The following is a 20374-nucleotide window of genomic DNA, read 5'->3' on the forward strand; positions in this document are numbered from 1 at the left end:
AGCCAAATCAGCGCCTATCCCCAATGGTGATTTTTCCGTTAAGAAAGCATCATTAATTGACGGTGAATCCATGGGTGGAGCAACTCCCGTTTTCAAGGGGTGTTGCAACGACCGCTAGAACTCGCCCTGATCTGGTGCGAAGTGAAGTTCGTGTAGCCACTGGCCAGAGAATGTTGGCTATCAGCTAGTTCCACGGTGAATCCGTGGTTTCCTGCGACTTGAACCAACGATGTCCACGGTTCTTCATGATCGATGTTAGTCTCCACCACATGTTCAGTGTCGCTGCGTGGAACCATCAGCGGCTCGCCCTCTGTCTGAGACACGTCGAAGACGGCTTGGCCCCGCCAGCCAACGATGCGCGTCCGGCTCCGGCCTTCCAGGTGAACTGGCGCGTTGGAGGTTTGCTTCTTTGCCACCTCAACTTCTTCGTTTGATTCTGCCCGTGCAGTCATTGGCGCAATCACCCAAAGCGCATGCTCACCCTTGAGTACGTATCGACCGTGCCGTTGCCATTCTTTGTAGCCGGCAACCAATGTGGGCGGCTCCTTGCCACGTTCCTGCATCTGGGCCATGAGCATGGCTGCGTTTCCGCCGGAGTAACGCCACAAGGTGGCCGAGTTGTCGAGGAGTTTTTGCCATCGCCATGGTTCGTTGACCGCTCGGTCCAACAGATCAACGAGCCCTTGGGTCAGGGCTTCGACTCTTTCCGCCGGAGCCAAATGACTCGGAGGTGGCGCACCGTGGGGCTCCCCAACGCCGTTGCTAAATTCAATATCTGAATCCAAGGAATCTGCGCTCATTGCCGCTGCCTCCACAGTCGCGTCCGCTTGGTGCATCTACACCGGATACATGTTCATGGTGTCCAGAGCGCCGAACGGCGTGTTGAAGTCTCAGACGTCCGCATCAGGGACCCAATTAGGATGTCCAGGGCCATCCGGCGGCAATGTCCTGCGCGCAGGCACCCTGTGAGCCTGAAGCCCCACGCACCCTGCAGTCCGGGTATGTTCACGCATGCGCTCAATGCTCGACGTCAGGCGCTCGTGGAACGTGATGGGACCGTAGCCGCCGTCGTCCTCGGTGTAGGAAGCCTGCTCGGCACGCTGCAGCCCATAGAGTTCGGCAACCATGTCACTGTGCTTCCACCAGCAATCCGGAACCACGGAGGTGGGCAGGTGATATGTGTCAATGAGCCATTTGACCCACTGGCCAAGATGCTTCCAAACGGCTTCGGCAGTGCGCGGGTCCATGTCCCGCCACCTGTAAGTCACGGGAATCCTGTTCGAACGTCGCCCCTCGGTGGAACCGAACAGCATGGCGGCAAACTCATCCTCCGCTCCGCCGCCTACCGTGTATTCAAAAGACTCTTCCTCGTCCATGGTTTTCTCCTCTCAACTTTCCTCATCGGTGTTCACGCCTACTGCCTGCCGCAGCAGATGACCGGCGGCAAGTTCGCGCTCTGTTTCTTCCTTCGAGGCGCCCAACTGAGCGGCGTCCTTGCGCTTATGCCATTCCGTTAGATCCAGCAGAATTGGGCGGGTGCGCCGCCCCAGCATGATTGCCGTTCCGGCAGGAAGCCTTCGGATCTCGTGCAGCGGGATGACCGGCGATTCTCTGATTTGTTCGCCGTCCTGCCGTCCTTGAGATGACCATGACCGGGTGTTGACCGTCGTGCTTCGTTCTCCAATCAGGCCAGCCAAGGCACGCAGATCCCGTTCGTCGGACCCGCCACCGAAAATCACCTTGATGATGGCGGCATCCCATATCGTTGCGGCCTCATCGATCGACCACCCAGAACGTGCCTGGGACAGTGACTGGAGCACCACAATGGTGGAGATGCCGATCCCGCCGCCATCAGAAAGCACCACAGGCAGTCCAGGCCACGGCGACAGGTTCGCAATCTCATCCAGAATCAAAGACAGGGGTGGATCCAGCCGGCCTCCGGCCGCGACGAAAGCCATCTCCCTTGCTGAGTAGTCGATGTCGTCAATCAACGCGGAGAGGTACGGTCCAGCCGCCGCGGCGCCTGATTTCGTGCCAATCAAGTAAAGGGTGCCGCGCTGGCGGATGAACTCCTTGGGATCAAACTGCTCCGCTTCACCGTGGGGGTCAAGTGCCGCCAGTACCTTCGGAGATGATAGGGGCGCGACGGCGGCGCTGACGCCGATCCACGAGTTGGAAGTGTTGCGGGGGTCGTCGTCGATGATGCCCAATAAGTCGGCCTGCCAGCCAAGCGCGGCCTCAGGCCGTTCTAGGAACGCAAGCGCTTCCTTCGCCAGAATCGGGCTGGAGGACCACCGTCGAAAAGCCCTGACACCGTCTCCCGACAGCGCAGCGGCATGCAGCAGGCATTGCAAGACAATCACAGCTCGTTTCTGCCACGCGGCGTTCTCGCCCTTGAATTCAGTATCAGCCGTGATCACTAGGGCCCGTCGGGTGGCAATGTCGGGATCTTCACAGCCCCGGACCGGGGACCACCTCAGCGTTGTTGGCAGCCCTGACATGCCCTGTGGATCAAACACCGTCACTGGTCGGCCGCCAGAAGCTCGTGCCTTCATGGTCACCACCAGGTTGTCTGCCCTCGTCGACGTTGTCACGACAGCTCCGGGTGCATCCAGAATGGCATTGATGATCACGTACAAGCCCTTGCCGGAGCGGGGCGCTCCCTGAATGACCATGGATTCCTCCGTGGACACGTGAACCGTCACACCCCGGGACCGGCCAACAGTCCAGGAAACTTCATCCACACGTGGTTTTGCCAGCCCAGGGCGTGTGTATTTCCCTCTCTTCACGACAGCCCGTGCACCAAAGTCTCGGACCACCTCGGCTCGCCGGGCAACACCGTCACGGCTGAGAATGTCCTTTCGAAGCCAAGCCCCGGACTGCCGCCACACGCGCCACAGGAAATCCCCTGCCACCAAAAAAAGCACCAAGACTGCGAGCGCGGGTCCGACGATCAGCCACACGGACCCAGTGTCAACAGAGCATCGGCCCGGTGGATCCAGGATCCATCTCATCTGCCCTGCAAACAACCCGACGCCAGCGGAGGGACTGAATGTCCAGGATGCCCCAGCGTGGCAGCTCCAACCGACCACTGCGGCTGCGGCGAGCTGAACGAAGAAGCAGAATGCCAAGTACGCGGCAACCGCAATCAGCCCAGCGTTCAGCAGTGGGTTTCCATCATCGAATCGGCGTGACATCATCGCATCCCCTCGTCAGTGCCGAAGACGGCCATCTCGTCGGTGGTGATGCGGTTGGCGACAATGAACGAACGGTTGCCCACCTTCCACAGCCCCATGCCCTTGGGCAGGTTCTCGACGTGCTCGCACTCGGCCTCGGTGAGACCCAAGGCTTCCTTGGTCAGGCGCATGGCGTCGTGCTTTTGCCGGTAGATGATGCGGGTGTCGGCCTCCGTCAGCAGACCCAGCGCCTTTTGCCGCAGTCCACTGTTGCCATCACCAATCTCATTCAGGTCGGCAACCTTGTGCATGATCAGCAGGTTGGCGATCCCATAAGTGCGCGCCAGCCGCCATTGTTCGCTCATTTTGGCGAGCATGTACGGGTCGGAGAGCATCCGCCAGCCCTCGTCGTACACAACGATCCGTTTGGCGCCGTCGGGATTTGTCACGGCTGCTTCCAGCCATGTAGCCCCGCATGCCGCGGCTAGGGATAGTGCCTGTTCGGAGGCTCCGATCAGGGCTGAGGTGTCCATGACCATGATGGGAGCATCTGCGTCAAAGGCAACCGTCGAGGGCGCATCGAACATCCCCTCAAGATCGCCCGCCACGGTGCGCCGCAGTGAATGTCCGACGCCGGTCCCGCCGTCGCGTCCGACAAGCGCCACTGTTGCTGGGGTTGGGTCGAGCAAGTACTTCAGTACCATGGGCAACGTTGGTGTGCTGTTAGCGGCCACCGCGTCGGTAAGCGCCATGTCCAGCGCTGTATGTTCCACCGGGCTCATCGGCTGGCCTTGACGCATTAGTGACACCAATGCGACCAACAGGTGCCGGCGACGCTGCCGAACAACCGCCAACCACTGCTCATCCGAGAGCAGCAGTGATCTCGGCCCGGCATCAAGCGGATTCACTCTGGCTGGCTTCCCCGGGCCCACTGAAATGACTTTTCCACCAAGCGCTTCAGCAACCGGCACCCACTCCCCTTTAGGGTCGGAGGCCACTGCCGCCTTGCGGCCAAGCGTCACTGACCGGGCCACCAGAGACTTGCCGCACATGGACTTCCCCGTGCCAACAGTCCCAATCACCACGATGGAGGGCCCGCTGATCACGCCCTTTTCGTAGAGAATCCAAGGATCGTAGGAAAACGCGCCGGAACCGAACACATCCGTGCCGATGTACGTGCCTTCATGTCCCAACCCGGACTCCGTCAGGAACGGATAGGCTGCGGCAAAGGTCATGGTCGACGCCCGGTGCGGTGCGAGCCGCAACCGATGCGGCCCACGCATCGACGCAGGGTCGCGACTCCCCCAGTCACCCTGCGAGCGCTGCCGTGAACTGTCTCCTGCAGGATGAGCGAACCGGTCCCACAGTGACGCCTGTGGCGAGGTGGACAGCGACCGTTCGTTCCGCCGTCGCGCTTCCCTCTCAAAACGGGACTCATCCGCCGGAACGAAGCTGACATGCTGATCGTGCTTGCTCATTTCAATCCCCTTCCCAGCGGCAGCGCCCCGGCGACGAACGCCGGCCACTGCTGCCCGGCCAGCAATCGCAGCTCAACAAATGCGCCGGCCGCCGCCGATTCAAGTTGTTGACGACAGCGGGCAAGGTCGTCGAGAGTGTCCGCGGTGATGGTGATGTAGGCGGCGGGGCGCACGTCGCCATGACCAGCAACGATCTCGTCCTCACGCTCGGCCACCTCTTCTTCCTCGGCGCGTTGCTCGCGCGTGAGTGGCCGGTCGAAGCGCGCATTGATACGACGGCGAGTGTCGTGAGCTTCGTGCGCTGAACGGATGTCGCGCAATGCCTGGTCGCTGGGGATGGCCCGGATGACTTCCGTGACTGTGTGCCGAAAATTACCCACGTAGACCACGGGGTGAAGAAACCCAGGAAAGACCTGCTGCCGCGGCCACTCAGCGATCCAGAATGTCTGGTGAAAACCGGAGTCTGTGCGAAGGTAAGACCAGTGTTCCTCCACCGCCATGGGGCCAGCAGTCATCGGGGCAGCCTCGGAGTCTTGCTCCAAAGCGGCGAGCCGGGTGACAGCTTCGGGGTCAAAGGCGCCCCGCATGACGGCCGTCAGCTTGGGGCCGGGCAACCATTCATCCACGGTGACGCCATGTGTCTTCAGCCCCGTGGTGAGGGCTTCCACTTCCGAGGCAACCACATGATCCATCCCCACCAACGATCCACCGGCATCCCGGATGCGCCGCCGCGCCTTGGCCGTGTCGATGACCAGACAGACGAAGAGCTCGTGGATCATGGTCGAACCAGCAGCCGCTATCAAGTCCAGATAGGACTTGTCACCCCACCGCACGTCTTCGATGCGCGTCGGAGCCTTCGCCCGGTCATAGAATTCACGAAGCGCCGTGGACGGATACGGGACTGTGTAGTCCTGGATCGCCAACCGTGCGACGGCGGGCCGCTGCGCCATTGCTGTTTGCACCCGAGACCATGCCTGAACTGCATAGGACTTGTCGTCATCGTCCAGCAAGGCAAACGACGTTGTTGTGCACCGCAGGACAGCTATTGCTTCGTGGCCTTGGCGGTCGACGACGAATGCGGCACCTTCCTGGGTCTCCCGAAGTTCAAGGCTGCCCAGTCCGCCGGGGAGGGCCAAGTGTCCGGCTGGCCGTGGCTGTTCTGGTTTAGCTAGGAACTTGGTTTGCCCCAATTGTTGACGCCACAGAAAGATGGTCGCTGCGGAGGCCCAAACGGGATAAGGAATCCTTTGGTACTGCAGCACACCAAAGAGGATGAGCCCCAGCCACACGGGCATCGTGAGTATTAGTGCGGGAGGTCCACCCGTTGCGGAGGCAATGGTTCCTGCCAGAACACCGATAGCTACGAACCCCAGTTGGTACCACTGCAATCCCATGAACAATCCATGCCGTTCATACCGGGGGAACTTCACCGGCTGCAATGTGCGCGTATTCTCAGACATCTTTCTCCCTTTCCGGGTTGATTCTTGGTGGCCGCGGGGCCGGCGGCGCGTGTGGTGCGGGGCGTGGCGCTGTAGGCGGGTGTGGCTTGGGAGCCTGTGCTGCCGTAGACGCCGGCACCACAGGTCTTGGGACTGATGTAGCTGCCCGTTGTCCGCCTGCGGCAACGCCGTTCTGTTTCGACTGGGAATGCTCCGAGACGGCGCTTACTGGAGTTTTCAGTGGCCCGGAATCAGACCTGGGCTGCCTGCTCGGAGTCGGTGTAGTGGGGTCCCGATGCGGTGTGCCAGCGCGTTTGATGTACGGCTGCCCGTAGGTCTTGGTTTCCGACCCCGGCGGTTGACTCCCTCCACTGGGAGTTGGCTGGCCGCCGTCGTTCTTCACATTCTGTTTGCCACTCACCTTCCCCACTTTCTGGAGCTGTTTCAGGTTCGGTTCGGCACTGGACTTCACCGTGGGTTCGGCACTAGATGGGACAAGAGCAGGTTTCTGGGACCCTAGGCTCGACAGCGAGAGCTTGCCCCCGGCCTGCCGGCTGATTTGTCGGGCGGCGAAACTTCCGCTGCGCGACAAAACATGGCCACCGCCAGCAACTTGAGCGGCTCCTGCGAGCTCGCCTCCGGCAAAACTGACGAGCCGCAACGCCATCAGCGGCGCTGCGCAGGCCAGAAGCATGCCCACCGCGCCGGAAGCCAGCCCCGCGAACGATGTCGAGTTGGCAAACAGCTTGACCGCCACCGCAAGAACCGTGGCAGCCAAAGGTTTGGCGATCAGCAGCGCCACCACGGTTTCGCACCAGCGCCGCGTCCACGACATCGTGTGTTCCCACGGCATGAGCATGAGTGCGACAGGTGCTGTAGCGGCTAGAACAAGGAGCGCGAAGGAGCGGAAGATCATTGAGCACATAAGGACGAACGCGAGCACCCAAACCAGAGCGACTGCCACAACTGTGACGACGATTGGCCCTGTGGGGTCGGATGTTCCAGGGCTGGTCATAGAAATGAGGTCCCATTCATGTCCGCTGCCTGCAGGCGCCCGGGTAAAACCGAAGAGTCGCATGAACACGACGTACGGATCCGACCCGAGTGTCTGCAGGACCGCACTGGATGCAGAATCAGTGAACTGGGTGAGTTTCTGCATGAGGCTCACAGCGCCGATGACCACGGGGACGGCAATTCCGCCAGCGATGACGGCGCGTACGATCCGGCGTGGTTGTTGGCTGATCATTCCGCTCAAGAGCTGTAAGATCATAACCACCACGAGCGGGGTCATCATCACCACGATCCACCAGTTGGTCACACCGCTTACGGCCGTCCAATCGGATGGTCCGAGGTCTGAGACACCAAATGCCCCTGAGATGAACGACCACATCCATGACGCCATGCTCTCAAGAATGCCCGCGAACATGTTTGTGATGGTTTGGGTCGCGGCATCTTGAGTTTGGGAAATGAGTCCGCAGCCTGGAGGCCACCACCCATTGGCCTGGCATTCGATCATGGGCAACATGGTCCGGGCCTAAAAGCCGAGATGAAATGCTGTCTGGGACCAAAGGATGTACCCGTTGATGCCGCCAAGGATGGCAGCCACCGGTCCCGTCCAGAGCAGGATCATGCCGCCACCGGAGGCCAACCGCGATGACTGGCTCAACTTGCCGGCGAGCAACATTGCTGCGCCAAGAATGGCAACGATCGCAATGATGATGAAGGCACCGACCAGAATGCCGCCGCCGATCTCTTTCAGCGATTCAAGGAACGGAAAAGTTGTATTTGGTGTAATGCCGGGGTCCACCGGCGCTGCTAGGAACATCGTGATCTCCTATCGAGACCTTCCATCGTTTGAAGGAAGGGTTCACGAAGTTCATGGTGGGTGGAGAGCTAAACGACGTGGGGAGATACACCCTGCCAGTTGCGAGAGTTCGGGTAACAGTCACGATAGTGGTCGCAGAGCCTCGAACAGGCCGCCCTGGTACTCGTCGGCGAGTCAGCACCCACTCGAAGGTGGGACAGTGCAAACTAAAGTATGGAGCTTGGATATGAATGACGATTCCTCGGAAGATTCAGCATCGTCGACAACCGGTGGACTCGCGGCTTTCATTGTCCGAATTCTCGAACAACTTAGTCTCAGCGCGTGGCTTCCTGCGGGCCTGCTGTCAGCATCAGTGACTCTACTTGTCTGCTTTCGTCAGGAAAGGAGCGTTAATTTAGTTGCCGCCATCGGCAGAATCACAGACAATCCTTGGGGAATAGTCTTGCTAGCCGTCCCACTTCTCTTGGTTGCAACGATGATCACTCAAGCATTCTCCTACATTGCGATCCGAGTATTAGAAGGCTACTGGAGCCGGGGAGGTCTCGTTTCGGTTTGTCGTTCTCTACTCATTCGTTGTCAACTGAGACGGCGATCAACGCTCATGAAACAACGACAGAAGGCCGTCGAGAATGCATTTGGACTTGCTCGACCTAAAATGCTGGAAGCCGGTTGGACGAGACTCGTGGTAATGAGATTTGAACAAATTGCATTAGGAATCGATCCAGATGCAACCGGAGAGCGGAGCATCGAGGAAGAGCAACTTTCAGACGAAGAACTGCGGATCCTGAAACATGCCAGTTGGAGAACTTTCTGCGAACCTTGGAGACTGGCGCGAATTGACTCATTAGGAAACGAGTATCTTCGCTACCCGGAGCCGTTACGAATGATGCCCACTAGGCTTGGAAATGTGCTTCGCGCATCAGAAGACACCCTTGAAATGACCGAAGGCAACCTCCAAAGCTTCGTAATGAGGAATAAGCAGCTTTTACCTCTTAGGCTCCAGCATGACCACGATCACTACAGAACTCGACTAGACATGTACGCGATGTTCGTATTCATTGGCGCGTTCCTTGCCGTATTATCACCACTAATGCTCGCATGGAAAGTCTGTGACTCGTGGGCCATTGCAACAATTTCAGGGTTCTTCATTGTACTTTGTATAGCGGGTTATCAGGCGGCCATTGCAAGCGCCGAGGCCTACTGTGGCATCTTGAAAGAACTTGACAGGATCGTCAAGTCTTCCTAGTTCAGACTACCTTCAAGGGACACTTACCATCTTGATATGATCTCTTGGGCAATTCGGCGCCCCGGTCTCGGAACCTAGTCGCCTGCCACAAATTGGACATTCAAATGCTCTCTGCTGGGGTTTATCGTTACCCGGAACTCTATCGTCGCCCATGTTCAACACTGTCCGCCTTTCACCATCGCGAGTCAAGAGGAGGTCGGCTGATTTCTGGCAGATGGTCCCTTGGCCGCTACACGCCCCTAGAAATCAACGTGAAGTACTCCGTCCTAACGTTCCAAGCAACTGGATGCAGCAACGTCTCAGCCGTCGGGTTCAGCGCACTGTACATCATGCCGTTTCCTGCGTAGATCCCGACGTGTCCCCAGTGGTTGGGTCCGTCGGGGTTTTGCACAACCAAGTCGCCAGGCTGCGGCGTCGACGTCAGTTTGCCGGCAATCCACTGCTCTGTCCGCGGCAGGTTAATCCCAACCTGTGCGTAAATCCATTGCACGTAGCCGGAACAGTCCCACGCCTTGAACGCGGTTCCACCCCAAATGTAGGTGCCCCCGACGCCTTCCTGCGCATAGTGGATGATGTCGCGTCTCAGCTGGCTAAGATTGGCGGGCACGTCCGGTGCGCTAGTAACTCCCGGATCTGGAGAACATGCATCCACGGCTGAGCCTGATTTCAGCGCTGCAACGATCGACGTGGCTTCGCCCTCCCACTGGGCGTAGAGCTCCGGAAAAGCCGATATTTGAACAGCCTGCGCTGCCTCACCCTTGGTCATGGATGCCCAGCCGGGAATATCCAGCAGGCCGCGGGGAGAACCGCGATTTGGTCCGCTTGTGCCACCAAAGAATGCTTTCGCATCGTACTCAGGGGTCATCAGCTCCGCCACACTTCCCCATCCAGCTGAAGGCCGCTGCTGAGCAGAGCCAACGGAATCATGATCCGAGCCAACACCATCGTGTGCAAACGCCAATGACGCCGGAACCGAGCTGTTGGCAAGCATGCGAAGCCCAGACTCCTGCAGCCCCACCATAATGGCGATCTGCAGCCCGGCATCCGAAACCGACAACTGCTCGCCCACCCCAATGAAAGCTTGGGCAACTTTCACTTGCGCTGTGGTCAACACGATCGGAGGTCCTGCCGCGGATGGAACCGACAGCCCAACGCTCGTTGCCGGTTGCGCCGCAGTGTTCGCAACGGTTGACGCATTGGTGAGACACGCCGTCGTACTTTCTTGGGTGGCCGAAGCCACCAGCGCCAATCCCCCGCACATGACCATGATCAGCACAGGCACCATGACGCCAACCACGGTTGAAGCGATCCTCAGCAACGCACGGCGCTTGGCCACGGCCAGCAGCACTGCCGGGACAGGCATCAGTACACGATTCGATCGGGCGAGGCATAGAACCCCACCATCAAGCACCGGTCAGCGGGCGCATTGGCGGCCGGCGGGCAATTGACCATGACGCTCACGGGCGCGGTGTAGGCATTATCGCCACCAGCCTGATGTTCCGTCACCTTCAGCGTGAACGTGCAGACGTGCAACCCCACCCATGGTGCCGGATGGGCCTTGACCTGCGCCAGCTGGTCATCGCAAGCCGCACTGGCGACGGCGGCCGTGCGGTAGGCATGCATGCCGGATAGCGAGGCGAACGACGCCGCAGTCACCCCAGTGGCCTGAAACTCCTGAGCCAGGACCGTTACCGGATTAGACCCATCCGGCAACACATCCCACCATGACCGCACCCTCTCATAGACCGCTGAGAACGTGGAGTTCCTGGCATCCCATGTATAAATCATCTCCGCAGCAGCCCTGGCTAGGGTCTTGTAGTCCGCCGTTCTGGGCTCGTCTCGAGCCAACACCGGTTCGGATTCCTGCGTTGGATGGACGACGGCGGGACTCACGGATGCGGGCGCTGCCGCCATTGTTATGGCTGGCGACGGGGGCGCCGATGACTCAGGAACCGCCGGTTTGGTTGCGAGAATAACCGCGGTACCGATGATCAGCGCGGCCATGACGGCCACGAGTAGAACCAACTTACGGCGTGGAGTCAATCGCTGGGCAATTCTGACAAATTTAGACATAATGAACCCCTCTCACCGTGTTCATGGTTGAGGACCGGAACTACGACATGAGCTGAAGACCTACCGAAGCCAACGTGTTGGAATTTGCAGTTCCAGATGTGGGCTGTTTGGCCACGGTGCGCTCCAACACGTCCAAGGCGGCGGTATACAGCTTGCGTGCGTAGCTAATCCGGCCCTCGAGGTAATTTGCCCTGAGGCCAGTCTCCGCTGACAGCTCGGCGACCTTGGCTGCCCTGTCAGCTCCGCGAACTCCCGTCAGTACCAGCCGTTCTGCGACGACCTGTAGGAGAACTGTTGGCAAGCAACACACGGCGGTGGCAATCACCGTTGCTGCATCGCAGAGTGTCGCTGGCTCCACGTCCATGGCTGCGCGGACGGTCACTGCCGTGTGGCGGAGCGTTGTGACAGCCTGCCAGCCCTTCCGCTTTTCCCATCCAGACTCATGTCCGGCGTGGCGCTCTCTGGGCGCAGTCAGACATTCCACCGCCAGCTCCCACGTTTCTGCCGTCACATGTTCGCGTACCGTCGTGAGTACCTCGACCGCCCATTCATGCTCGGCAACGCGTTCGCCACTCTCCGTCGCAGCGAAGTCGACGGGTGCGAGGGGAGAAACTTCGGGATCCGCGTTCAGCGACATCCACGGACGGGCAAGTGTGCGCCGGATGTGGTCTGCGCACAGGTGCACTGCGATCCCTTGGACCCACGCGCCGAAGGTAATGCCCGGCAATTGATGGTATCGCTGCTTGACCAATCCTTCCCAGGCGGCGACGCGGACATCTTGCATGACGTCATCGACGTCGTCAACGTGCCCGATGCGCAACAGTCGCGACCGCACAAAAGGCCGAACGCTTTCTACTGCATTCATGAGCTGATCAATGGGGATTCCTGAAGCCGGAGGGCGTTCCAGCGAGACGTCAATGCTGGTGTTTCGGAATTCTGGCTGTGATTCGTTGGACTTGATGCCCATGATCTTCACCGTTCTCGTACTCTTGGTGATTGTCGACGAGCGGCGTCGAGACTGGCGCCGTTGGTGGTGCTTTCAGCAGCTCGCGCTGGGGCGGTGGAGAAAGCGAACTGGTCTCCCAATTCGGGGGGCAGCACGACTAGTATCTGGCGGTCGCCCCGGCATGTTGTTATCTCTCCATTGTTAGAGTGACCATAGTTATTGTCAAGATGTCTATGTTCACTTGTGGATATCTTTGGGGCAGAATGGTGCCATGCCGCACATTACACAACCAGCTGACGATGATTGGTCACCTGAGATCGAGGCTGCTGTTGCCACTTTCGGAAACCGGGCACGCAATGAGATCCTGCGCTATTTAGCGCACCATTCTCCTGCCACAAGGGGTGACATCGTTTCGGCGGTCAGTTCGGAGGCACCGAGCGTTGCCAAACACTTGATTATCTTGGAGGAAGCCGGCGTCATCACAGCAGACCGAGAACCGGGACAGCGACACGGGCGTGCCCCGAGATATTCAACGAACAAGGTCCGAATCAGGGAGCTAATGGCTGCCCATCGTCGTTATCTTCTCGACCAGTAGGGGCTTCTCCGCCTTGATGCAACTCAATGTCATTGTTCAGGAACTCGGTGATGGCGCGCAGAGTTTCAGGAGAAACTTCTCCAAGTGCTCGTGCGGCGAACGACTTCACTTTTGCTGCCCTCAACGCTTTTAGGAATTCAAGCCGAGAGTCAATCTGCTCGGGAAGGCCTGATTCCTCATCCCCGCGCAGGTAGGAAGGGTCAACGCCGAAGACTTCACTGATGGCGGTCAGTAGTTTCGGGTCCGAAACCAGCCGGTCAGTCCCATCCTTCATGTACGACCAGCGGGCCCGCGAAAGTTTCACACCTCGATCAGACAATTTTTGTTGCAGCTCTAGAAAAGTCATAGGTGATCCACGTTCGGCTATGACAACGTCAAGCAAGAGGTTTAGCCGACGTGCCAGAACGAATTGGGCGGATTGCTCAACGTCCGAATCACCACGATCATCAGCCAAGGTTTGCTCCTGCCAGTCATCTCTCGGGCGGAAACGTCCTTCCGTCAGGCACGCTAGGCCTGACACCAGTATTTCGTGCTGTGGCGCCTGTCGCAAGCAACCGTTCCATTGCCCAGTCAAGCGCCGTCAGTAACAGCAATTCAGCACTACCGTGCCCGATGCATCCTTCTATTCCTGTGGCACGTTCGTATGCGGCCAGGCCGTTTGGCTCCAATGCCTGCATCGCATCCAAATGTTACGAAACCTCCCGCAGCAAAGGCATGAACGTTCTCGGAAACTCCAATTCCTCAGCCTCATTGCGCTCCCAGTACCGCTCACCGTGGAGTAGGCCCGCGGCCCGGCGGAAGGCTGCAATTTGCGGATGCTTGGACATGACACACGCTCCTGAGACTGGCCTCGATCCCACTCCGAGGAAGGGCAGGAATCTATTTGCCTTTTAATGATTCCCAATAGCTCTTCCGACGTGCAGACTAAGAGGCGTAAGCTTACGATTTGGACATGTACAACATATCCCCTTGCCGAGGGAGGTGGCAGAAGATGGTTCATGTCATGTCGAACACGCTGTTCACGCCAGCTAACACCAAGTTGTTGCGCCTATTGAAAGTCAGCTGCCCGCTCGATGTGCGGAGCATCAGCCGCGCCTTAGCGATGCGGCCCAGCCTGGTCCGCCACCATTTGTGGGAGCTGCAGCGGCTTCGGATTATCAGCCACGCACTGCCCACCTCCGGCGGCCAGTCCAACCAGTTTGATGTGGAACTTCAGCACCTGCGAGAGGCGTTGGCAGTAGCCGCACAGGAAATGGGCGCCGAGGACCAGTAGAACGCTACGGCCACGTTGTTTGCACGGCGATTTCCCATGAACAGCCAAAGCTGATTCCAGTCCGGCCAACGTGCCGACGAGCCAGCCAACTCAAAGGAGATCCCGCCATGACCATCGACCGTCCTTCCGAATCCACGACGTCACTTGCCGCGCACCGTTGGATGTCACCGCAAGAGGTCTGCGACGAACTGCGCATCCCGAAGCAAACCTTTTACCAGTGGCGTGCCAGGCACGTTGCGCCACCAGCGTACCGATTCGGCAAACTGCTCCGAATCGACCGCACAGAATTCGAAGAGTGGTTGGCGGACCATGCGGAAGGTTTTACAACTTATCGCGACGTTTCCAGTGCTTCGATGCGCGACGATTGGCCTGCCAATGTCGCCCGTTTCAGTATTGGGACCTAGCTACAGAATCACAGCGGTCATCTAGCTACACAAACGCACCTGTTACCCACCCATCAGGATGAACTGAGTAATTAGCCCTCGTGATTTCCAGACATCAGATAAGTCGCTGCGCTTCAGCCCAGAATTGGAGAACCAAAAAAGGTACTAGTGCTTCAATAGGCAGCCATCTATTTGCACCTCGCACCGTTCTCATCATCGCGGCATCATCCATGGGCGAATATTGTCTTGGGCAACGATTGACACACAAAACTACTCCCCACCATTTTGCGCGGTGCTGCCCGCCCCGACAGAATGTCTCGGGCCTCAGATAGTGTTTCCTCCAAGACGTTGCCCAAAGTCAATATGGCGGGGCTTCAACACCTGAGGTTTGGAGATTGCAATGGTTGGACCGCTCAATATCGGAATGGCCAAGGAGACCTTTGGAAGGACTGCTGAAGGTCTTGGAAAGGTCACCGAGAACATCAGTAAGGCCAGCCGAGTTGCTTCAACACATGTTGCTGATCAGGCAAGCCACGCCAAAAAGAAGGTCGAAGAGCTGACCACAAAAGCTCCCGATCCCTACGATGAAGCTGTAGCCGAATACAACGCCGTATTCACGGATATGAATGACAATGGCGTGTCGCTCTTCCACCAGCGAAATCGCTCAACTGATCTGATTGAACTCGTTGAATTACTGGTCAACAGTATTGCAAACGCTCCCAAGTTCTTCCAGACTAACTTCGAAGAAATCGCTTTCCACAAGAAAGATTTTTTGCTGTCCGAAGAGTTTGCTCAGAAGGACCTCCAGGCAGCTCGGCAATCAGCCACGGGAGCTGGCACTGGCTTCGCAACCGGCGCTACTGTTGCCAGCATGGCGCCAACAGCAGCAATGTGGGTTGCCACTACCTTCGGCACCGCATCCACCGGTACCGCGATCTCCACCCTTTCCGGCGCAGCTGCCACCAACGCCACCCTCGCATGGCTCGGAGGCGGCGCACTCGCCGCTGGAGGCGGTGGAACCGCTGCCGGGACCGCGTTGCTCGCAATGGCTGGCCCCATCGGTTGGACTATTGTCGGCGCAACCCTACTCACGTCGATCGTCCTCTTCGCCAAGAAGAAATTTGAGAATCGAGAAGCAAAAGAGGAAATACTCACCGCGGTGAAACAGAACACCGCTGCGATTCGAGGCACGTCTATCCAGATTGCATCAATGTTGGAACAAACTACCTCCCTTCGCGCATTGCTTCTGACCCGCTATGGGCAGTGTCTGGCATTCTTCAACGCTGACTTCGCGGCGCTGACCGATTCTCAGCAATTGAAACTCGCAGCACTGGTCAACAACACCAAGGCATGCGCAGTCTTGCTCAGCAAGCATGTCGAGCAGACTTCGGAAGAAAAATAACGTGGAGAAACTCCTCAAGAGCAACCAGGAACAAGCCGTCGCCTCATGGGTGAACTACCTTAACCAAGTCCGGTTAGATGGCCTCCTGGCCTCATTCGCAAGCCAGGAGGGCAACCTCCGGGAAGCCATCTCCAGTGTCGATGAAGCTATAAAGAAAATTACCCTCGAAATTGTCGCGACCAATCGTGGTGCGGACAAAGGAATGCACGGTTTCATCGCGGAGATCGCCGAAGTCGGGGTCGGCAACGCTAGGGAGCGAATTTTTGGCAACGCTGACGTTTACCAGTGGGTGAACAACAACAGCCCCGTGGACATGATCCGCAATGGAATCGACATCCAGCAGAAATTTTACGAACAGGCCGGATATCAAACGCTACGCGCCATAACGAATCACATGCAAAGGTATCCCGATTACGTTCCTAACGGTGGAAAGTATCAGATTCCCCTCAATCATTTTGAAACGATCAAAAAACTGCACTCTATGTCACCGGAACACGCCGGAAAATTTCTGTCTCGAAGCGGAGAAGGTCCGTCGTTCACGGATTGGCAGAACGTCGACGGTTTCTTCAACAATGGTTCGATCCGCATCGATTCGTTCGAACCCTCCAAACTCGACTATCGCGACGTGCAAAAGGGCGTTTACGATTCGACCCTGCAGGCAGAAAAGAACTCACTTAGGTCCACGGACCAAACCCTGCGCGAGACCGCCTACCAGCGAAGCCTCCCGAAACTCCAGGAAGGCGCCAAAGCCACAGTCGTAGCCGCCGTCGTCGAAGGTGGAACCACTTTTTTCCTTGCGGTGGCCGCCAAGCGCAGGGAAGGGATACAGCTCAAGGAATTCAGCGCTGAAGACTGGACAGAAGTACTTGCAGAGACAGGACTCGGAATTGCCAAGGGCGGCGTCCGAGGCCTGAGCATCTACTCACTGACGAACTTCACCGCGACGTCTGCCGCAGCGGCCAGTTCAATCGTCACCGCCACATTCGGTGTCGCGGCACAAGCACACAAATTGCGAAGCGGCGAGATCGACGAGCTCGAGTTCATTGAGAATGCCGAGCTTGTTTGCCTGGAAGCGGCTATCAGCGCTTTGTCATCATTCATCGGACAAGCACTTATTCCGGTACCCGTTCTCGGTGCCGTCATAGGCAACACGGCAGGCACCATCATGTACAGGGCGGTGACAACATCCCTGTCCAAGAGGGAGACCGCACTGATTAACCGCTACCGCGAAGTCCAGCTGGTGCTCGATGAAGAACTCGCAGCCGAGTACAACGAACTCATCGCGACACTTGACTCCAGCATGTCCAGCTACCTCACAGTCCTAGAACGAGCGTTCGATCCAGACATTCGGCTCGCATTTTTTGGCTCGGTTGACCTTGCCAAGGAAATGGGCGTGCCTACTGAGGAAATCTTGGATACCAACGACAAGGCGCTGGCTTACTTTCTCGACTAACTTGCCCTGCCTGAACCAAGAATTTCCTGTGATCCACCAAGTATCGATGTTTCAGTTTCAAGTTGTTGCGCATAATGACTGCGGTCGTTGTTCCGCTAATACGCCCCTTTCTGGCCGAGTCCTGTCCACCAACGGTGCCGACACCGCAATGCAGCCCCGCATATTTCCGCCGTTCGGCCTGCGGTCATGTAGTAAATCGGATTGACCACCATGAAGTAGGTGTAAGTAGCCACAACTCATGGAGGACATCATGAACAAGCAGGAACTTCCGGTCATTACAACGCCGGAGACCGTTTTGGAGTGGCTCTCGCCCTCCGAGATCTGCCACGAGCTGCAGATTCCTCTGCAGACCTTCTACCAGTGGAGGTCGCGGGGCGTTGGACCTCATGCATACCGGATCGGCAAGCACCTGCGGGTCAGCCGTGCCGACTTCGAGTCCTGGCTCGAGCTCCGTTCCGATCCGTAACAGCGCGCGAAAAAGAACCGGAAATGGCCAGGGAACCACTGCCACTTGGCACTTGGGGACAAATCAAAGTCAGCCGAAGCACGTGTGGCGCGTGGAACGCACGCGCCAAATACCGCGACATGGACGGCAAGGTACGGATAGTCGAGGCAAGGGGCACCTCGGCCGCATCGGCTCGCCGAAATCTGCTGCAAAAGTTTGCCGACCGTAAAACACCGCGATACGGGCTGGTGAACCCGAGAAGTAAGATCAACCAGCTCATCGAGGTGTTTCTCGTTGAAATGCAGTCGTCAGACAGGGCGGACCGCACCAAAGACAAGTACGAATACTGCATCAAAAAGTACATCGCACCCGCCATTGGAGAAGTCCGCGTTAGCGAGGCCACATCCGGCGTCATCGATAACGTCATCCGCAAGATTGTTGAAGACGTCGGCCCGTCAACGGCCAGGAGCTGCGGCGCGGTCATGTCATGGATGTTCAAAGTAGCACTCCGCCACGATGCAATCACAGTCAACCCTGTCATCGGCGTCTCGATTCCGAGGAACAAGACAACCAAACCGCAGGCCCTGGATGCCGCGCAGTACCAGGATCTAAGGGACAAGCTCATCGCGTGGGAAACCGCGCCCGCCCTTGGTCGACCACGCACCCAGGAATTGCACGAAATTGCCGATTGCCTCATCGCGACCGGGGCACGGCCAGGGGAGCTCTTCGCTCTCACGTGGGATGACATTGTCTTAGATGCCGAACCACCCACAGTTTTTATCAATGCCACGGTCATACGAACCAGCACTGGCGGAGTTCGCATCCAAGACCACCCCAAATCCCAGCACGGCATACGCCATGTAACCGTTCCAGAGTTCCTAGTGGAACAGCTCCGGGAGCGCAAGCACCTTCAAATGGAATCTGGGGCACCAAATCCTCTAAACCTGGTATTTCCCTCGTCAACCGGCACGGTTTGCGACTCCAACAACATTGGCAAGCTGTTGCGCAAGGTTGCCGACTCACTGGGATATGACTGGGTGACACTGAAAACCTTCAGAAAGGCCAACGCCACCCTCATTGCCAGAGCCTTGGGTCCAGAGGCTGCCGCCTACCAGGCCGGCCACTCCAAGGTCTCCATGACCCAGGAGCATTACATTGAGGAGCTTCGCGAGGCGCTCGACACCAGGTCTGTCGTGGACGCCTTCAAACCGAAGGGCAAAGCTGGACAAACTTACCCAGCGGAGGCTGAAGGGTCTCCAACAGCGGCGGAACCAGAGCCTGAACAAGCTCTACCAGACGAGGAGGACAAGACAGAAAATGATGAAAAGGATGACCCAAAAGTATGAGTTAAGTATGAGTTAAGTTGAAAATGGCCCCTTTCGGGGCCATTCCTACAACCAAAATCCCCGTGATTCCGGGCTTTCTGGGCCCCCTGTCGGATTCGAACCGACGACCCCCGCTTTACAAGAGCGGTGCTCTGGCCAGCTGAGCTAAGGAGGCAGACGCAATCAAGCGCTAGACAAGGCTACCGTAAGCGTCGGATAAAAAGAAAACCGGCTCCCCGACGCGCAAATACGCGCCGGGAAGCCGGTTTCACCAGCCAGCGAACCAGCCACCGGCCGGTCCCCAAACCGGCCGCAAAACCCTACTTCTTGGCAGCCAGCACCGTGGTCAGGAAGTCACTGAACTTGTTGACCTTCTCCGGCATCCACTGCTGTCCGTCCACGAACACGGTGGGTGTGGCGTTGACGCCGGCCGCTCCGGCCAGCGCTCCGCCGTACGCAACGTACGGGCGGTAGGTCTTCTCGCTGACGCAGCTGCTGATGTCCGCAGCACCGGCCTCAGTGGCGAACTTCTGCAGCGTGGCGTTGTCCAGGCCCTTGCTGTTTTCCGGCGGCTGGTTGGCGTACAGGGAATCGACGAATGCCTTGTACTTGTCCGGGGACTTATCCACTACACAGGCTGCCGCTGCTGCCGACCGTGAGGAGTAATTGGTTCCTGAGGAGAAACGGTCAAGGAACGGCAGCGGGCGGTACTCCACCGTCACCTTTTCCTCATTGCGCAGCTGATCCAACTGCGGGCCGTAGTTCTGCTCGAACCCGTTGCAGGCCGGGCACATGAAGTCCAGGTAGACCACCACTTGAGCCGGCTTGCCGGACGCTGAAGCTTCCGCCCCGATTGCCGCAGGCTTGGCCACCGACGTGGGCGGTGCGGTGGGCATGACCACCGAGCTCACGTCAACGGACGTCGCCGGAGTAACAGGCGGGATCACCACGTTGTCCTTGCCCAGGGTGACGCCACCGTAAACGTTCGCGTTAGCGGGAACCGGACCCGTTTGGGCCACCGGCTCGTTGGCCTTGTTCGTGTTGATGACTATCAGCGCAATGATGGCAATAACAACCAGCGCCGCCACCAAAACACCGCCGCGAATCAGCCAGCTGTTGCGCTTTTCCTTCTTCAGCTGGGCGTCGCGAATACCCTTTGCCTTTTCACGGGCCTGCGCAGTTCGCTGTGCATTGGTCAAACGCGGATCGTTTTTGGAGCTCATATTTCCTCAAGTCTTCGGGCATGAAAAAGGGCCGTGAAAACGGCACGTTCTTGATCATCCTAGGGGAGAAAGCTTGAAGAACGCTCGACGCC

21 protein-coding genes and 1 tRNA gene are annotated in these 20374 nt (G+C 58.1%); 8 read left to right on the top strand and 14 right to left on the bottom strand.

The window, feature by feature from the left end; all coding sequences use genetic code 11:
• Positions 1–92: 92 nt before the first annotated feature.
• From JMA46_RS14375 to JMA46_RS14385, 3 genes are all read right to left on the bottom strand, one after another.
• The gene (locus tag JMA46_RS14375; RefSeq protein ID WP_207346034.1) at positions 93–800 is read right to left on the bottom strand and encodes an ArdC family protein; all 708 of its coding nucleotides are present in this window, start codon (positions 798–800) and stop codon (positions 93–95) included.
• 90 nt (positions 801–890) lie between these two features.
• A complete protein-coding gene (locus JMA46_RS14380) occupies positions 891–1376 on the bottom strand; it encodes a hypothetical protein (protein ID WP_207346035.1) in 486 nt (161 codons plus the stop codon).
• Between the two features lie 12 nt (positions 1377–1388).
• Complete coding sequence (locus JMA46_RS14385; protein ID WP_207346036.1) at positions 1389–2963, bottom strand: TraM recognition domain-containing protein; 1575 nt, start codon at positions 2961–2963, stop codon at positions 1389–1391.
• A gap of 108 nt (positions 2964–3071) precedes the next feature.
• On the opposite strand from JMA46_RS14385, the gene JMA46_RS17505 reads away from it, so the two are divergent.
• A complete protein-coding gene (locus tag JMA46_RS17505) occupies positions 3072–3194 on the top strand; it encodes a hypothetical protein (protein WP_282099609.1) in 123 nt (40 codons plus the stop codon).
• A 2-nt stretch (positions 3195–3196) separates the two neighbouring features.
• Here JMA46_RS17505 and JMA46_RS14390 read toward each other — a convergent pair whose 3' ends face one another.
• From JMA46_RS14390 to JMA46_RS14405, 4 genes are all read right to left on the bottom strand, one after another.
• Positions 3197–4654 (bottom strand): ATP-binding protein, encoded by a 1458-nt coding sequence (locus JMA46_RS14390; protein ID WP_207346037.1) that lies wholly within the window; start codon positions 4652–4654, stop codon positions 3197–3199.
• Entirely contained in the window at positions 4651–6114 is a 1464-nt protein-coding gene (locus tag JMA46_RS14395; protein ID WP_207346038.1) for an SCO6880 family protein, read from the bottom strand. Before JMA46_RS14395 ends, JMA46_RS14390 begins: the two co-directional genes overlap by 4 nt.
• The gene (locus tag JMA46_RS14400; protein ID WP_207346039.1) at positions 6107–7519 is read right to left on the bottom strand and encodes a type IV secretion system protein; all 1413 of its coding nucleotides are present in this window, start codon (positions 7517–7519) and stop codon (positions 6107–6109) included. Before JMA46_RS14400 ends, JMA46_RS14395 begins: the two co-directional genes overlap by 8 nt.
• A 108-nt stretch (positions 7520–7627) precedes the next feature.
• On the bottom strand, positions 7628–7918 hold the full coding sequence (locus JMA46_RS14405) for a hypothetical protein (protein ID WP_038466388.1): 291 nt from the start codon (positions 7916–7918) through the stop codon (positions 7628–7630).
• A gap of 226 nt (positions 7919–8144) precedes the next feature.
• Between JMA46_RS14405 and JMA46_RS14410 the strand changes: the two genes are divergently transcribed.
• On the top strand, positions 8145–9164 hold the full coding sequence (locus tag JMA46_RS14410) for a hypothetical protein (protein ID WP_207346040.1): 1020 nt from the start codon (positions 8145–8147) through the stop codon (positions 9162–9164).
• 229 nt (positions 9165–9393) lie between these two features.
• On the opposite strand, the gene JMA46_RS17300 is transcribed toward JMA46_RS14410, so the two are convergent.
• The 5 genes from JMA46_RS17300 to JMA46_RS14440 form a co-directional block, all read right to left on the bottom strand.
• Positions 9394–10527, bottom strand: coding sequence for a C40 family peptidase (locus tag JMA46_RS17300; protein WP_247647332.1), 1134 nt, complete (start codon positions 10525–10527; stop codon positions 9394–9396).
• Positions 10527–11237 (bottom strand): hypothetical protein, encoded by a 711-nt coding sequence (locus JMA46_RS14420; RefSeq protein WP_207346041.1) that lies wholly within the window; start codon positions 11235–11237, stop codon positions 10527–10529. Before JMA46_RS14420 ends, JMA46_RS17300 begins: the two co-directional genes overlap by 1 nt.
• A 40-nt stretch (positions 11238–11277) precedes the next feature.
• Positions 11278–12204 (bottom strand): sigma factor, encoded by a 927-nt coding sequence (locus tag JMA46_RS14425; RefSeq protein ID WP_207346042.1) that lies wholly within the window; start codon positions 12202–12204, stop codon positions 11278–11280.
• Between the two features lie 527 nt (positions 12205–12731).
• Positions 12732–13232: a hypothetical protein gene (locus JMA46_RS14435; RefSeq protein ID WP_207346044.1), complete on the bottom strand. Its 501-nt coding sequence runs from the start codon at positions 13230–13232 to the stop codon at positions 12732–12734.
• Positions 13233–13467: 235 nt separating this feature from the next.
• Entirely contained in the window at positions 13468–13605 is a 138-nt protein-coding gene (locus JMA46_RS14440; RefSeq protein ID WP_207346045.1) for a hypothetical protein, read from the bottom strand.
• A gap of 176 nt (positions 13606–13781) precedes the next feature.
• On the opposite strand from JMA46_RS14440, the gene JMA46_RS14445 reads away from it, so the two are divergent.
• The 6 genes from JMA46_RS14445 to JMA46_RS14470 all read left to right on the top strand — a co-directional run bounded on the left by JMA46_RS14445 (position 13782) and on the right by JMA46_RS14470 (position 19080).
• Positions 13782–14051 carry an ArsR family transcriptional regulator gene (locus tag JMA46_RS14445; RefSeq protein ID WP_207346046.1) on the top strand — a complete coding sequence of 90 codons (270 nt, stop codon included), beginning with the start codon at positions 13782–13784 and terminating at the stop codon, positions 14049–14051.
• Between the two features lie 107 nt (positions 14052–14158).
• Positions 14159–14455: a helix-turn-helix domain-containing protein gene (locus JMA46_RS14450; RefSeq protein ID WP_207346047.1), complete on the top strand. Its 297-nt coding sequence runs from the start codon at positions 14159–14161 to the stop codon at positions 14453–14455.
• 379 nt (positions 14456–14834) lie between these two features.
• On the top strand, positions 14835–15836 hold the full coding sequence (locus tag JMA46_RS14455; RefSeq protein ID WP_207346048.1) for a hypothetical protein: 1002 nt from the start codon (positions 14835–14837) through the stop codon (positions 15834–15836).
• Position 15837: 1 nt separating this feature from the next.
• Entirely contained in the window at positions 15838–17289 is a 1452-nt protein-coding gene (locus tag JMA46_RS14460) for a hypothetical protein (RefSeq protein ID WP_207346049.1), read from the top strand.
• Between the two features lie 250 nt (positions 17290–17539).
• Positions 17540–17755 carry a helix-turn-helix domain-containing protein gene (locus JMA46_RS14465; RefSeq protein WP_207346050.1) on the top strand — a complete coding sequence of 72 codons (216 nt, stop codon included), beginning with the start codon at positions 17540–17542 and terminating at the stop codon, positions 17753–17755.
• Between the two features lie 23 nt (positions 17756–17778).
• Positions 17779–19080 carry a site-specific integrase gene (locus tag JMA46_RS14470; RefSeq protein ID WP_207346051.1) on the top strand — a complete coding sequence of 434 codons (1302 nt, stop codon included), beginning with the start codon at positions 17779–17781 and terminating at the stop codon, positions 19078–19080.
• Between the two features lie 80 nt (positions 19081–19160).
• Here JMA46_RS14470 and JMA46_RS14475 read toward each other — a convergent pair.
• Both JMA46_RS14475 and JMA46_RS14480 read right to left on the bottom strand, forming a co-directional pair.
• Positions 19161–19234: transfer RNA gene (locus JMA46_RS14475), tRNA-Thr, on the bottom strand.
• 145 nt (positions 19235–19379) lie between these two features.
• Entirely contained in the window at positions 19380–20282 is a 903-nt protein-coding gene (locus JMA46_RS14480; protein ID WP_207346052.1) for a thioredoxin domain-containing protein, read from the bottom strand.
• Positions 20283–20374: the final 92 nt, after the last annotated feature.

The sequence above is a fragment of the Arthrobacter sp. E3 genome (assembly GCF_017353415.1).
GTDB lineage: Bacteria > Actinomycetota > Actinomycetes > Actinomycetales > Micrococcaceae > Specibacter.

Excerpts from the sequence above, each read along its gene's own strand:
- JMA46_RS14465 (WP_207346050.1), top strand. The coding sequence starts at position 17,540 with ATGAACAAGCAGGAACTTCCGGTCATTACAACGCCGGAGACCGTTTTG.
- JMA46_RS14400 (WP_207346039.1), bottom strand. The coding sequence starts at position 7,519 with ATGTTCGCGGGCATTCTTGAGAGCATGGCGTCATGGATGTGGTCGTTC.
- JMA46_RS14395 (WP_207346038.1), bottom strand. The coding sequence starts at position 6,114 with ATGTCTGAGAATACGCGCACATTGCAGCCGGTGAAGTTCCCCCGGTAT.
- JMA46_RS14375 (WP_207346034.1), bottom strand. The coding sequence starts at position 800 with ATGAGCGCAGATTCCTTGGATTCAGATATTGAATTTAGCAACGGCGTT.
- JMA46_RS14405 (WP_038466388.1), bottom strand. The coding sequence starts at position 7,918 with ATGTTCCTAGCAGCGCCGGTGGACCCCGGCATTACACCAAATACAACT.
- JMA46_RS14440 (WP_207346045.1), bottom strand. The coding sequence starts at position 13,605 with ATGTCCAAGCATCCGCAAATTGCAGCCTTCCGCCGGGCCGCGGGCCTA.
- JMA46_RS14390 (WP_207346037.1), bottom strand. The coding sequence starts at position 4,654 with ATGAGCAAGCACGATCAGCATGTCAGCTTCGTTCCGGCGGATGAGTCC.
- JMA46_RS14410 (WP_207346040.1), top strand. The coding sequence starts at position 8,145 with ATGAATGACGATTCCTCGGAAGATTCAGCATCGTCGACAACCGGTGGA.
- JMA46_RS14480 (WP_207346052.1), bottom strand. The coding sequence starts at position 20,282 with ATGAGCTCCAAAAACGATCCGCGTTTGACCAATGCACAGCGAACTGCG.
- JMA46_RS14425 (WP_207346042.1), bottom strand. The coding sequence starts at position 12,204 with ATGGGCATCAAGTCCAACGAATCACAGCCAGAATTCCGAAACACCAGC.
- JMA46_RS17300 (WP_247647332.1), bottom strand. The coding sequence starts at position 10,527 with ATGCCTGTCCCGGCAGTGCTGCTGGCCGTGGCCAAGCGCCGTGCGTTG.
- JMA46_RS14470 (WP_207346051.1), top strand. The coding sequence starts at position 17,779 with ATGGCCAGGGAACCACTGCCACTTGGCACTTGGGGACAAATCAAAGTC.
- JMA46_RS14450 (WP_207346047.1), top strand. The coding sequence starts at position 14,159 with ATGACCATCGACCGTCCTTCCGAATCCACGACGTCACTTGCCGCGCAC.
- JMA46_RS14380 (WP_207346035.1), bottom strand. The coding sequence starts at position 1,376 with ATGGACGAGGAAGAGTCTTTTGAATACACGGTAGGCGGCGGAGCGGAG.
- JMA46_RS14455 (WP_207346048.1), top strand. The coding sequence starts at position 14,835 with ATGGTTGGACCGCTCAATATCGGAATGGCCAAGGAGACCTTTGGAAGG.
- JMA46_RS14445 (WP_207346046.1), top strand. The coding sequence starts at position 13,782 with ATGTCGAACACGCTGTTCACGCCAGCTAACACCAAGTTGTTGCGCCTA.
- JMA46_RS14420 (WP_207346041.1), bottom strand. The coding sequence starts at position 11,237 with ATGTCTAAATTTGTCAGAATTGCCCAGCGATTGACTCCACGCCGTAAG.